This window comes from Lentzea albidocapillata (assembly GCF_000719115.1).
Lineage (GTDB): Bacteria > Actinomycetota > Actinomycetes > Mycobacteriales > Pseudonocardiaceae > Lentzea > Lentzea albidocapillata.
In genome coordinates, this window is sequence record NZ_JOEA01000037.1 from 1 (window position 1) to 12,343 (window position 12,343).

At 68.9% G+C, this 12,343-nt stretch carries 15 protein-coding genes; 3 read left to right on the forward strand and 12 right to left on the reverse strand.

Translation table 11 applies throughout. From position 1 onward, the window contains the following. Window positions 1-203: 203 nt before the first annotated feature. The 10 genes from IG04_RS0140475 to IG04_RS0140520 form a co-directional block, all read right to left on the reverse strand. Window positions 204-1,307, reverse strand: a complete 1,104-nt coding sequence (locus IG04_RS0140475; protein ID WP_051771905.1) for an ATP-grasp domain-containing protein — start codon at window positions 1,305-1,307, stop codon at window positions 204-206. Continuing rightward, window positions 1,304-1,426: a hypothetical protein gene (locus IG04_RS48765; protein ID WP_256238980.1), complete on the reverse strand. Its 123-nt coding sequence runs from the start codon at window positions 1,424-1,426 to the stop codon at window positions 1,304-1,306. The genes IG04_RS0140475 and IG04_RS48765 overlap by 4 nt, the downstream gene beginning before the upstream one ends. 265 nt (window positions 1,427-1,691) lie before the next feature. Beyond that, window positions 1,692-3,017 carry an NAD(P)/FAD-dependent oxidoreductase gene (locus IG04_RS0140485; RefSeq protein WP_030482054.1) on the reverse strand — a complete coding sequence of 442 codons (1,326 nt, stop codon included), beginning with the start codon at window positions 3,015-3,017 and terminating at the stop codon, window positions 1,692-1,694. 142 nt (window positions 3,018-3,159) lie between these two features. After that, window positions 3,160-3,621, reverse strand: a complete 462-nt coding sequence (locus IG04_RS0140490; RefSeq protein ID WP_030482055.1) for a hypothetical protein — start codon at window positions 3,619-3,621, stop codon at window positions 3,160-3,162. Next, window positions 3,615-4,844 carry a DUF58 domain-containing protein gene (locus IG04_RS0140495; protein ID WP_051771907.1) on the reverse strand — a complete coding sequence of 410 codons (1,230 nt, stop codon included), beginning with the start codon at window positions 4,842-4,844 and terminating at the stop codon, window positions 3,615-3,617. Before IG04_RS0140495 ends, IG04_RS0140490 begins: the two co-directional genes overlap by 7 nt. Further along, on the reverse strand, window positions 4,841-5,782 hold the full coding sequence (locus IG04_RS0140500) for an AAA family ATPase (protein ID WP_030482057.1): 942 nt from the start codon (window positions 5,780-5,782) through the stop codon (window positions 4,841-4,843). The genes IG04_RS0140495 and IG04_RS0140500 overlap by 4 nt, the downstream gene beginning before the upstream one ends. Beyond that, window positions 5,779-6,129 carry a hypothetical protein gene (locus IG04_RS0140505; RefSeq protein WP_051771909.1) on the reverse strand — a complete coding sequence of 117 codons (351 nt, stop codon included), beginning with the start codon at window positions 6,127-6,129 and terminating at the stop codon, window positions 5,779-5,781. The genes IG04_RS0140500 and IG04_RS0140505 overlap by 4 nt, the downstream gene beginning before the upstream one ends. Next, entirely contained in the window at window positions 6,126-6,725 is a 600-nt protein-coding gene (locus IG04_RS0140510; protein WP_084402152.1) for a DUF4129 domain-containing protein, read from the reverse strand. The genes IG04_RS0140505 and IG04_RS0140510 overlap by 4 nt, the downstream gene beginning before the upstream one ends. Window positions 6,726-6,779: 54 nt before the next feature. Then, window positions 6,780-7,253 carry an SMI1/KNR4 family protein gene (locus tag IG04_RS0140515; RefSeq protein WP_211257915.1) on the reverse strand — a complete coding sequence of 158 codons (474 nt, stop codon included), beginning with the start codon at window positions 7,251-7,253 and terminating at the stop codon, window positions 6,780-6,782. Between the two features lie 10 nt (window positions 7,254-7,263). Next, the gene (locus IG04_RS0140520; RefSeq protein ID WP_245816709.1) at window positions 7,264-7,833 is read right to left on the reverse strand and encodes a uracil-DNA glycosylase; all 570 of its coding nucleotides are present in this window, start codon (window positions 7,831-7,833) and stop codon (window positions 7,264-7,266) included. 78 nt (window positions 7,834-7,911) lie between these two features. On the opposite strand from IG04_RS0140520, the gene IG04_RS0140525 reads away from it, so the two are divergent. From IG04_RS0140525 to IG04_RS0140535, 3 genes are read left to right on the forward strand one after another with little or no spacing between them, the layout of a single operon-like run. Then, on the forward strand, window positions 7,912-9,369 hold the full coding sequence (locus IG04_RS0140525; protein WP_030482061.1) for a S10 family peptidase: 1,458 nt from the start codon (window positions 7,912-7,914) through the stop codon (window positions 9,367-9,369). Next, on the forward strand, window positions 9,366-9,794 hold the full coding sequence (locus IG04_RS0140530) for a GNAT family N-acetyltransferase (protein ID WP_030482062.1): 429 nt from the start codon (window positions 9,366-9,368) through the stop codon (window positions 9,792-9,794). The genes IG04_RS0140525 and IG04_RS0140530 overlap by 4 nt, the downstream gene beginning before the upstream one ends. Continuing rightward, window positions 9,791-10,357 (forward strand): chloramphenicol phosphotransferase CPT family protein, encoded by a 567-nt coding sequence (locus tag IG04_RS0140535; RefSeq protein ID WP_030482063.1) that lies wholly within the window; start codon window positions 9,791-9,793, stop codon window positions 10,355-10,357. The genes IG04_RS0140530 and IG04_RS0140535 overlap by 4 nt, the downstream gene beginning before the upstream one ends. Before the next feature lie 8 nt (window positions 10,358-10,365). Here the strand turns inward: IG04_RS0140535 and IG04_RS0140540 are convergent, their stop codons facing one another. Both IG04_RS0140540 and IG04_RS0140545 read right to left on the reverse strand, forming a co-directional pair. After that, window positions 10,366-11,361, reverse strand: a complete 996-nt coding sequence (locus IG04_RS0140540) for an ABC transporter ATP-binding protein (RefSeq protein WP_030482064.1) — start codon at window positions 11,359-11,361, stop codon at window positions 10,366-10,368. Continuing rightward, entirely contained in the window at window positions 11,354-12,340 is a 987-nt protein-coding gene (locus IG04_RS0140545; RefSeq protein WP_030482065.1) for an ABC transporter ATP-binding protein, read from the reverse strand. Before IG04_RS0140545 ends, IG04_RS0140540 begins: the two co-directional genes overlap by 8 nt. Window positions 12,341-12,343: the final 3 nt, after the last annotated feature.

Below are 12,343 nucleotides of genomic sequence, written 5' to 3' on the forward strand. Positions count from 1 at the left end.
GCTGGCTGCACACCTACAATCACCACCGCGGCCACACCGCACTCGCAGGCCAACCACCCGCCAGCCGCGTTCCTAACCTCTCCGATCAGTACACCTAGGCCTTGATCGTCCGCTTGTGTGAGCGGATGGTGGTTTCTCGCCCGAGCGGCCCAGCGAATTGGACTAGAGCGAGCATCCGGCTAAGCGTCGAACGGTCGCGAACATCAGCGGACCCTCCCTGCACCGAGCAGCTCCTTGAAGCGCAGCGCCACCCAGTCGTGCACGGCCGCGGAGACGTTGTTGTCGCCTGCCCTGTGCTCGAACCAGCGCCAGTCGCAGTTGACGTTGATTTCCAGGAACACGTGGTCACCGCCGGTCACGAGCAGGTCGAACGCCGCCACCTGCACGCGCCAGTGCCGGGCGAGCGCCAGGAGTTTGTCCGAGAGGGACGCGGGGACTGTGGTGGGCGTGACGCGGACCGCGTCGGGATCCACCCAGAGTTGGGCCGGGTCCAGCTTGTCGACCTGGTAGGCCAGGCACTGCTCGCCCACGACGAACACGCGGAGCTCGGTCTCGGACGGCACGTACTCCTGGACGATCACGGGAGCCGGCTCTGGGGCGTCGGAGGCGCGGGAGGTTTCCAGCGGGCGCGGGAACAGACCGTGTTGTACGCCTGGGCGTGGTTCGAGGAGGTGTCTGCCCGCCGTTTTGACGATGCAGGCGCCGCCGCCGGGGCGTGTGCGGCCTGGGCGGGTTGTCACGGCCGTGCGCGGCACACGCAGGCCGAAGGCGGACGCGTCGGAAAGCTGCGTCAGACGGTCCAGGTGCGTCGAGAAGCGTGACGGGTTCACGTGAGCCCAGTCGGAGCGTGAGGACAGCCAGTTGGCCACTGAGGCCCACTGGTCGACGGCGTAGGCGCCGGCGAGGGTTCCTGGCTCTACTGGGACTGCGGAGAGTTCGAAGTGGCGGCGCCAGACCAGCAAGGGGCGCAGGAGCCAGCGGTCCAGTTCGAGCAGGGGCTGGTCGGTGTAGACCGAGAGGGGCAGGTCGACGCAGCGGTCGGCGTCGATCCTCGCCATCCTGATGCCGCGCTCGGCCAGGGCGATGGAGAGTTCGTTCATCTCCATGTCGGCGGCGCGGGCCAGCACCAGCACGCAGGGTTGCGGGTTGCCGTCGCCCTCGTCGACCATGCCGAGGCGGTGGACCTGTTCCTGGAAGTCCAGGCACTTGGGCGGGGAGCGGAAGAGGTATTCCTGACCCTGCAGCAGAAGTGGTCTGGCAGCCTCGGACGGGGCACCTGGCACCCGCCCGTCAGCCGACCTGCTCAATCGTCCTTCTTGCTGCGGAAAACTTGCCCCGCCTGCGCGTACTCTGCGGCGTACTGCGCCAACGCGGGGTCCTCGATCTCACCGCGACGAAGCTGTGCGGCCAGCTCCTCGAGAGACATCGGGATCACCTCTCTCCCCACATGGCGAATCACGCATTCAGGTGATGCACCAGCCGTAGTCTCCGAAACACGTAACGCAATGTCAAGACGCCCCTCGGAGCTTACTCCGATTGGGGGCTCAAGTTCCGCCCTGAGGTCAGACGAGTGCCCCGAACGAGGAGATCATCCGGGGCACGACGTCACTCACTGACAGTAAAAACTGTGACACTTCCAGAAGCTGGCTCCTGATGTTGTCGACACGAGAAAAGCGCTCGTGTCGACAACATCAGGACTGCACTGCGCGATCGAAGTCCGACTTCGGGTCGTTGATCTGACCCAGGGCAACGACCTCGCGGCCGTAGAACAGCGCCTGCGTCCAGTCCATCAGCACGCGGAGCTTGCGGTTCACGGTCGGCATGAACATCACGTGGTAGGTGCGGTGCATGAACCACGCGGGCAGGCCCTTGAAGCGCAGGCCGAACACGTCGGCGACGCCCTTGTAGAGGCCGAGGCCCGCGACCGAGCCGAGGTACTTGTGGAAGTAGTCCTTCGGCTGCTGGCCACGCATCTGCGCGACGATGTTCTTCGCCAGCAGCTTCGACTGGCGGATGGCGTGCTGCGCGTTCGGCACGCACGTCGCCGTCGGGTCCTCCTCGGTGCGCGAGAGGTCCGGCACCGCGGAGCAGTCACCGGCGGCCCACACGCCCTCGAGGCCCTGGACCTGCATGGCGGCGGTGCACCGGACGCGGCCGCGCTCGTCGAGCGGGAGGTCCGTGTTGCGCAGCACCGGGTTCGCCTTCATACCGGCGGTCCAGATGATCGTGTCCGAGTCGAACTCGGTGCCGTCGTCGAGGATGACGTGACCGCCCTCGAGCGACTTCACACGGGTGTCGAGGTAGATCTTCATGCCGCGCTTCTCCAGCGCCTCGACGGTCCACGCGCCGAGCTTGGCGGACACCTCGGGCATGATGCGCCCGGCGGCCTCGACCAGGACCCAGTTCATCTCTTCGGGCTTGATGCCCTCGTAGTAACGAAGCGCATACCGCGTCATGTCCTCGAGCTCGGCGAGCGTCTCGATGCCCGCGAAGCCACCACCGATGACGACGAAGCTGAGCAGCTTCTTGCGCAGGTCCGCGTTGTTCGTGCTCGCTGCCTGGTCCAGGCGCGACAGCACGTGGTTGCGGACGTAGATCGCCTCGCCGATCGTCTTCATGCCGATGCCGACCTCGGCCAGGCCGGGGATCGGGAGCGTGCGTGAGATCGCACCCAGCGCGGAGACGAGCACGTCGTACTCGATCTCCTCGACGTGGCCGTCCGACAGCTCGGCGGTCACGATCTTGCGCGCGTGCTCGATCTTGGTGACGCGGCCGGTGACGACGTGGCAGCGCTTGAGCACCTTGCGCAGTGGAGCGACGACATGGCGCGGCTCGATCGAGCCGGCCGCCGCCTCAGGCAGGAAGGGCTGGTAGGTCATGTGCGGCTGCGGGTCGATTACCGTCACGGACGCCTCACCGGAGCGCAGTTTCTTCTGCAGTCCGAGAGCCGTGTACATACCGACGTACCCACCGCCGACAATGACGATCCGAGTGGGGTGCGACTTCACAGCAGCCATACACATATGGTCGCACCAGGACCCACTTTTTCGCGCGTCCGAAAGGGCCGTTGTGACTACCGTCGCCGGGTGATGCGGGACACGATGGCGGCTGACCTGCGCCTCCTGTCGAAGTCGAGCCGTTCTCCCTGAGAGAGTCGATTCAGATCCTCAGCGCGACGACCCCGATCACGACCGTCAGAGCGCCCAGTCCGAGCACCTCCACGAACCCGATGCCGGCACCCGATGGGACGAACGCGGCGAAGGCCGTGACGACAAATGTGATCACTTGGACAATGGCGAACCGGCGCGCCGGTGCTTTCAGCGCTGCGGGCTCGATCTTCGTTTTCACCGGAACGACCGCCGCGAGCGCGGACGTCACGTGAATGAGGTGCAGCGCCGGAATCATGATCAGCACGCCGAGCCGCAACGGGTGCCCGTCGGCGAACGCCATCACCAGCGCGGCGTAGCCGATCAGCAACGCCGGCCCCGCGCTCCCCGGCATCAGCACGGTGAGCGCCGTCAGCACCGAGACGATCAGCAGCGGCGCGATCGACGTGGACTCCAGGTGCAGGACCAGCGCCACGGGCAACGCCGCGAGCACGATCGCCAGGCGCATCAGCATTCCCGCGTCACCGCCACCCCGTGCTCGGCCATGCGCCGCAGCCGCAGCCGGTGCTCCACGGCGATCATCTCGGCCGCGACCTCACCCCACGGCGTCTCCGCGTCGGGCTCCAACGCCATCGGCAGCGTGTTGATCGCCAGCACGACGTGCCCGTGCTTGCGCGTCTGCACGGCCAGTTCCGCGATGTCGTCGTCGAGGAACGGCGACAGCACCACGACCACGCTCCCGTGCGGCAGCTTGCGCAACGCAACGCGCGACGACCACCCGGCGGCCTGCACGCACACGACGAGCTGCGTGCGGATACGCATCAGGTGCCGCCGTCCGACGCCGGAACGCACGTTGAGCTGCGGCCGCGACAGGTCCATCAACGCCACCCGGTCGCCCTGCCGCAGGTAGCCCGCGGCCATCGACGCCGCCTGCCGCACCGCCCGGTCCAGGCTGCCGCCGGGCCGCGTCGTCGCCCCGTAGTGAGGAGAGGCCCAGTCCGCCACGTCCACACCGACGTCCGCACGCGTGTCCAAGGCCAGCACGATCTCCGCGTCGGCCTCGGCGTGCCGCTCGCGGACGTGCACGGTGCCGGTGCGGGTCGTGACGCGCCAGTCGATGCGTTTGAGCCTGTCCCCCGGCTGGAACGCCCTGATGTCGCGCAGTTCGGTCGAGTCGCCGGCGCGCGGCGACCGGTGGATGCCGACCAGCCCGGCCGGACGGGGCGGCAGCGGGCCGGACGGGTGGTGCTCGACCGGCGGCAGGATCGTGCGGACGTGCTCGACCCCGACGATCGGCCCGTAGACGTGCATGCCGTCCGGCCCGGCGAACAGGTGGTCCAGCCGCAGGTCGACGCCGGGACCCCAGGCGTCGCGCCGGATCTCCACCGGCAGGTCGGGCGAGTGCGCCGGTACCACGCGGGCACCACCCGGCAGCTTGACCACGACGATCTCCGCGTCCGCGCCGTCGAGGTGCGCGACCGTGTGCACGACGCCCATGCCCGCCCCACGCGGCACGGGACGAACGTCGACCGTCGGTGTGCCACGGGGTTTCTGAGTGAGCAGCACGGACAGGATCAGCGGCACGCCGAACAGCACCAGCTCCACCTGGTGCAGGAACATCCCGCCGACGACGAGCCCGACGCCCAGCCAGACGGCGCGCGAGTACGCGTCCGTCGGGTGCCAGTGCGCGCCGTGCGACTGGGCGAACGCCTCCCTGATCTTGTCCGCCCGGCTCATGAGCTGGGCGGGCCCGGAACCTTGCCGAGCAGCTCGGTGACGACCTGCACGCCGTTCACGCCGGACGTCCACGTCTCGGGCTTCATCACGAGCCGGTGCGCCAGCACGGCGACAGCACACTCCTTGACGTCCTCGGGCGTCACGTAGCCGCGATCGTCCAAAGTGGCCAGTGCGCGGGCGACGAGCACGAGTCCCTGCGCACCACGGGGTGACGCGCCCACCTCGACCGAGGAGTGGTTGCGCGTGGAGACCGCCAGATCGACGCAGTACCGCAGGAGATCATCGTCCACTGTGGTCTGTTCGAGCTCGGCCTGCAGCTCGGCGAGCCTGCCGGGGGCGAGCACCGGCGCCACCTCGGCCTCCTCCCGCTGCCGCGCGAGCCGGCGGCGCAGGACCTCGACCTCTTCCTCCGGCGGCGGGTACCCGATGTCGAGCCGCACCAGGAACCGGTCGAGCTGCGCCTCGGGCAACGGGTAGGTGCCCTCGTACTCGACGGGGTTCGAGGTCGCGAGCACGTGGAACGGCCTGGGCAGCGGGAACGTGCGCCCCTCGACCGTCACCTGCCGCTCCTGCATGGCCTCCAGTAGCGCGGACTGCGTCTTCGGCGGCGTTCGGTTGATCTCGTCGGCGAGCAGCAGCCCGGCGAACACCGGCCCCTGGTGGAACTCGAACTCACGGCTGCCGGGGTCGTAGAGGAACGACCCGGTGACGTCCGCCGGCAGCAGGTCCGGCGTGCACTGCAGGCGGCGGAAGTCGAGGCTGAGCGCCTGCGCGAGCGACCGCGCGATCAGCGTCTTGCCCAGGCCCGGCACGTCCTCCAGCAGCACGTGCCCGCCCGCCAGCACGGCCGCGAACGCGAGCCGCAGCGTGCGGGTGCGCCCGACGACGACCTTGCCGATCTCGTCGAGGACCGCCTTGGCCTCAAGCGAAATGGTCACTCGACCCTCCTGAGCCTCTCCGCGAGTTGCTTCGGATCCGGCATCTCGGACGCCTCGATCCCCAGTCGTGCGAACCGGGCGCGGAACCGTTCCTGGTAGCGCCTCGGGTCCTCCGCCGCCTCGGTGAGCCTGCTCGCGAGCGTGCTGGCGACCGCGGTGCTGATCGAACCGGGTGGCGGCGGTGCCGAACTCCAGACGATGTCGGTGGCCCGCGGCAACCTCGTGACCAGCACGCCGAACGCGGTGGGCGGCACGGCCAGCGCCGCGGCCCACGCCGGCGAGGCGCCGAGCCACCAGATCACGACACCGATGATCACGCCGGCCACCAGTGCCAGCACTGTCTTCATGCGAGCTCCCGGACGATGCGGCTCAACTCTTGCCGTGCCTGCTGAGCTTGCGCGGCCGTCACGTCCTCGTGCCCGAACCGCGCGCGTTGGTAGAGGTCCTTGAGCACCACGGCGTCCACACCGAGCTTCTCGGTGAACTCCGTGGGCGTCTGGTGCGGCAGCCGTTCCTCGGCGGCTTCGAGCGCGAGCCAGGCGGCGATCACGGCGTCCCGCGGCGGCCGGTTCGGGTGCTCGGTGAACTCCTGCAACGCCTTCTCGACGCGCTTCACCACCGCGGACTCCCCGATCTCGGCACCCTCGACCTCGACGCCGCGCACACCTCCGCGACGGCGCCAGCGGGGCAGCTCGAACGCCAGGATGATCCCGATCAGTCCGAACAGGACGAGCCCGGCGAGCAGCACCAGGTACACGGTGAGCGGCACCGCGAACACACCCGGCAGCTCGTTCGGCAGCGGAACGTCCAGCTGCGGCGCACTGTTCTGCGGCGGCGGGCGGTCGTCCAGGCGGTTGACGAACGTGACCGGCGACGTGCCACTGGCCGCGGCGACGACGATCAGCAACGCCGCCACCGCCACCCCTGCCCGCCACCACTTCATGGCGGTCAGCCTTACACGGGTCAGCGGGATTCGGCTGATCCTTCGGCGAACTCGCTAGTCGAACGACTCGGCGGGCACCAGGCCGTCGAGAAACGTCCGGAAGTCGGCCGCCAGCGGCAACTCGCACTCGCCCTCGGCGTCGAGCCACACGACCGACGGCTCACCGGTCACCCCGCACGTCCGGTAGTCCAGCGCGATCCACCAGTGGCCGTCCCCGGTCAGCAGCACGACGGGTGACGGCAGCCCCCACTCCTCGACCAGGTAGCGCGTGTCGAGCAACGACGTCGTGCGCTCCGCCGTCCCGATGCCCATCAGGCTGTCGAACGGCACGTGGTCCGGCGCCCACGAGGTCGGCTCGCTCGTCGGGAACGCGGACCGCTCGTCCACCACGCCACCACCGTTCTGCACGCGCAGCAGCTCCAGCAGCGCCTCCGGCAGCCGCACGCCCAGCAACGCCTCGGCCTCGCGAACTGCCTCGTCGGTGAGCGGCGCCTGCACGCCGTAGCTGTCTTCGGTCCAGAACTTCACGCGGCGCATCCTAGGCAGAGGCCCGTTTCAGCACGTCCTGCAGCATCTCCTGGGTCAGCCTGCCGGTGTACGTGTTGTGCGGCGACACGTGATAGCACCCGAACACCCGCAGCCCGCCCATCTCGACCTCCACCCCGTGCCCGAACTTCGGCCGCTCCGGCCCCAGCAACGGCAGGAACGCCTTCCACCCGAACCCGCCGAGCACCATGACGGACCGCAGGTTCGGCATCAGCGAGATCTCCTCGCGCAGGAACGGCGAGCACCGGTCCCGTTCCGCGGGCGTCGGCTTGTTGTCCGGCGGCGCACATCGGACGGGCGAGGCCATACGCACGCCGTACAGCTCCATGCCGTCGTCCCTGGCCCACGCGCGGGGCTGCGAGGCCAGGCCGACCTCGTACAACGCCCGGTACAGGAAGTCGCCGGAGGGGTCGCCGGTGAACATCCGCCCCGTTCGGTTTCCGCCGTGCGCTGCGGGGGCGAGGCCCACGATGAGCAGCGACGCGTCCATCGGCCCGAAGCCCGGGACCGGTCTGGCCCAGTAGTCCTGGTCCATGAACGCCGCGCGCTTCGAGACCGCCACGGACTCGCGCCACGCGACCAGGCGCGGGCACGCTCGGCAGGCCGTTATTCGATCGTCGAGTTCCGTAGTGTTGCTCCCATGTCCGAGGAGAAGACCGAAGAGAAGCCCGAGTCTCCCGCTGATGATCTGGTCACCACCCAGCACAGCATCGTCGTCAAGGGCCGCGAGCTGAACTACACCGCCACCACCGGGCGGATCGTGCTCAAGGAAGAAGTGCTCAAGGACGGCGTGTTCGAGGGCCACAAGCCCAAGGCCGAGGTGTTCGTGACCACCTACACGCTCGACGGCGCGGACCCGCTGAAGCGGCCCGTGACGTTCGCGTTCAACGGCGGACCGGGTTCCGCGAGCGTGTGGCTGCACATGGGACTCCTCGGGCCGCGCCGGGTCCTCAGTGGTGACGTCGGCGACCTCACCGCCCCGCCGTACGGGATCGCGGACAACGAGGAGAGCCTGCTCGCCGAGAGCGACCTCGTGTTCATCGACCCGGTGTCGACCGGGTACTCCCGGGCCGCCCAGGGCGAGAGGCCCGGCAGCTACCACGGCTACCAGCCCGACATCGAGTCCATCGCCGAGATCGTCCGGCTCTGGACCTCGCGCAACGGCCGCTGGATGTCCCCGAAGTTCCTCTGCGGCGAGTCGTACGGCACGCTCCGCGCGGCCGGTCTCGCCGAGCACCTGCAGAAGAAGTACGGCATGTACCTCAACGGGCTCATGCTGATCTCCTCGGTGCTGGACTTCGCGACGCTGGAGTTCAACGAGGGCCACGACCTCGCCTACACGCTCTTCCTGCCGACGTACGCGGCCATCGCCAACTACCACGGCCTGCACGGCGACCGCCCGCTCAAGGAGGTGCTCGCCGAGGCCGAGGAGTTCGCGGTCCGCGACTACCCCTACGCCCTCGCCCGCGGCAACCGGCTCAGCGATGTCGAGCGCGCCGCGACGATCGAGAAGCTCGCCCGGCTCACCGGTCTGTCCGAGGAGTACGTGGACGCGGTCGACCTGCGCATCGAGCACATCCGGTTCTTCACCGAACTGCTCCGCCGCGACCGGAAGACGGTCGGCCGCATCGACGCCCGCTTCACGGGCTGGGACACCGACTACGGCCGTGAGGGCATCTCCGCGGACCCGTCCATCGACGCGATCCTCGGCCCGTACTCGGCGGTGCTCAACCACTACCTGCACGCCGAGCTCGGCTACTCCAGCGACCTGCCGTACGAGGTGCTCGCGAGGGTCATCGACCAGTGGTCGTACAAGGAGTTCGAGGGCCGTCACGTCACAACGGCGGGCAAGCTCTCGGCGGCGATGCGGGCGAACCCGCACCTCAAGGTCCACGTCGCGTTCGGCTGGTACGACGGTGCCACGCCGTACTTCGCGGCCGAGCACCTCATCGCGCACCTGCAGATCCCGAAGGAGCTCACGGCGAACATCGAGTCGGCCTACTACCCGGCCGGCCACATGATGTACGTCCACGAGCCCAGCAGGATCCAGCAGTCCGAGGACCTGGCGGCGTTCGTCCGGAACTCCTCCGGCACGTGATCCTCGACCTGTCCGACGGCACCGTCCTGCACGAGCTCTGGACGGTGCAACGGCTGGCGTACGCCGTCGAGGCCGAGCTCATCGGCTTCGACGGCATCCCGCCGCTGCACGAGTCGCTCGACGAACTCCGTGCCTGCGACGAGACCTTCCTCGGGCTCTACGACGAGGAAGGTCTCGCGGGCGCGGTGTCCTATCGGCTCGACGGGTCCACTGTGGACATCTGCCGGCTGGTCGTGCACCCGCGGGCACACCGCCGCGGCATCGCGTCGAAGTTGCTCGACGCGCTGCCGGACGGGCCGCAGGTCGTCAGCACGGGCACCAGGAACGAGCCCGCGCTCGCGCTGTACCGCAAGCGCGGTTTCGTCGAGACCGGCACGCGCGAGGTCGGTCCCGGCGTGTCGCTCACCGACCTCGCGAAGCAATGATCATCTTCCTCAACGGGACGTCCAGCTCCGGCAAGTCGAGCATCGCCGCGGAGCTTCTGCAGGTGCTGGACCCCTCGTACTTCCACATGAGCATCGACGCGTTCAGCGCGATGTGCGCCGGCGACCGGGTCATGGAGCTCGACGCCCCCGAACTGGCCGCGTTCCTGCGCCGCATGAGGGCGGGCTTCCACCGCGCTGTGGCGGGCATGGCGCGGGCCGGCAACGACATCGTGGTCGACCACCTGCTCAGCGAGCCGTGGCGCCTCCAGGACTGCCTGGAGGTGATGGACGGCCTGGACGTCGTGCTGGTGGGCGTGCAGTGCCCTCCAGACGAGCTGGAGCGGCGCGAACAGGCCAGGGATGACCGGATGCCGGGGCAGGGCGCCGCGCAGCGGCTGAGCGTCCACCAGCACGGGCTTTACGACTTCGAGGTCGACACCGGCGTGAACAGCCCGCGGGAGTGCGCGCTCGCGATCAAGGAGTTCGTGAGCCGAGCCCCCACGACGAGGGCCTTCGACGAGTTGAGGGGCCGCGCCCGCGGGCACGACCCCTCAACCAGCTGAAAACCCGATCAGACGACCGCGCGCTCCTCAGCGAAGTGGCACGCGGCGGGGTGACCGTCGTTGCGCACCACGAGCTCGGGAACCTCGGTCGCGCAGATGTCCTGCGCCTTCCAGCACCGCGTGCGGAACCGGCAGCCCGACGGCGGGTCGATCGGCGAAGGCACGTCACCCGTCAGGCGGATGACGTCGCGCCGGCCGCGCTGGGTCGGGTCCGGCACCGGCACGGCGGACAGCAGCGCCTGCGTGTACGGGTGCATCGGGCGCTCGTAGATCTCTTCCTCGGTGCCGATCTCCACGATCTTGCCGAGGTACATCACCGCGACGCGGTCCGACAGGTGGCGGACCACCGACAGGTCGTGCGCGATGAAGACGTACGAGAGCCCCATCTCGGACTGCAGGTCGCCCAGCAGGTTCATGACCTGCGCCTGGATCGAGACGTCCAGAGCGGACACCGGCTCGTCGCACACGATCACCTTGGGCTTCAGCGCGAGCGCGCGGGCGATGCCGATGCGCTGGCGCTGACCGCCGGAGAACTGGTGCGGGTACCGGTTGATGTGCTCCGGGTTCAGGCCGACGATCTCCAGCAGCTCCTGGACCTTGCGCTGCCGGTCGCCCTTGGGCGCGACCTCGGTGTGGATCTCGTAGGGCTCACCGACGATGTCGCCGACCGTCATGCGCGGGTTCAGCGACGTGTACGGGTCCTGCAGCACGATCTGGATGTCGCGGCGCAGCTTGCGCAGCTCCGCGCCCTTCATCGCGAACATGTCGCGGCCCTCGAAGCGCGCCAGGCCCGACGTCGGCGGTTCCAGGCGCATCAGCACCTGGGCCAGCGTGGACTTGCCGCAACCCGATTCGCCCACGACGCCAAGGGTTTCGCCCTTGTTCAGCGAGAACGAGACGCCGTCGACGGCCTTGACGTGGCCCACGGTGCGCTTGAACAGCACGCCGACGCGGACCGGGAAGTGCTTGACGAGGTTCTCGACCTCGAGGATCGGCTCAGCCACGAGCGACGACCTCCTCCGCGATGTGGCACCGGCTGGTGCGGCCCATGCCGAGGTTGTGCACAGCAGGCACCTCGGAGGCACACCGGTCGAACACGCGCGGGCAGCGCGGGTTGAACGGGCAGCCGGGCGGGATGTTGGTCAGCGACGGCGGCAGGCCCTTGATCGTCTTGAGCTCCTGGCCGCGCAGGTCCACGCGGGGCAGGGACTCGAGCAGCGACTCGGTGTACGGGTGCCCCGGCGCGCGGAACAGCTCGTAGACGTCGGCGTGCTCGACGATGCGGCCCGCGTACATGACCGAGATCCGGTCCGCGACGTCGGCGACGACGCCGAGGTCGTGGGTGATCAGGATCATGCCCATGTCGCGTTCCTTCTGGATCTCCGCCAGCAGGTCCATGATCTGGGCCTGCACGGTGACGTCCAGCGCGGTCGTGGGCTCGTCCGCGATCAGCAGCTCCGGGTCGAGCGCCAGCGACATCGCGATCATCGCGCGCTGCCGCATACCGCCGGAGAACTGGTGCGGGTAGTCGGCGACGCGACCCTTGGCGTTCGGGATCTTCACCTGGTCCAGGAGCTCGATCGCCCGCTTGCGCGCGTCCGCCTTGGACATCCCGCGGCGGACCTTGAGCTGCTCCTCGATCTGGAACCCGATCGTGAACACGGGGTTCAGCGCCGAAAGAGCGTCCTGGAAGATCATGGCGATGCCCTCGCCACGAACCTGGCGACGCTCTTCCGCCGACTGGGTCAGCAGGTCCTCACCGCGGAACTTGATCGTGCCGTTGGTGATGAACCCCGGCGGCGTGTCCAGGATGCCCATGATCGTCTGGGCGGTCACGGACTTGCCGGAACCGGATTCGCCCAGCACGGCAAGGGTTTCGCCCGCCGAGACGTGGTACGAAACGCCGTTGAGCACCTTCGCGACACCGTCGCGGGTGCGGAATTCCACGTGGAGATCCTCGACCTCCAGCAATGGCTGAGTCACAGG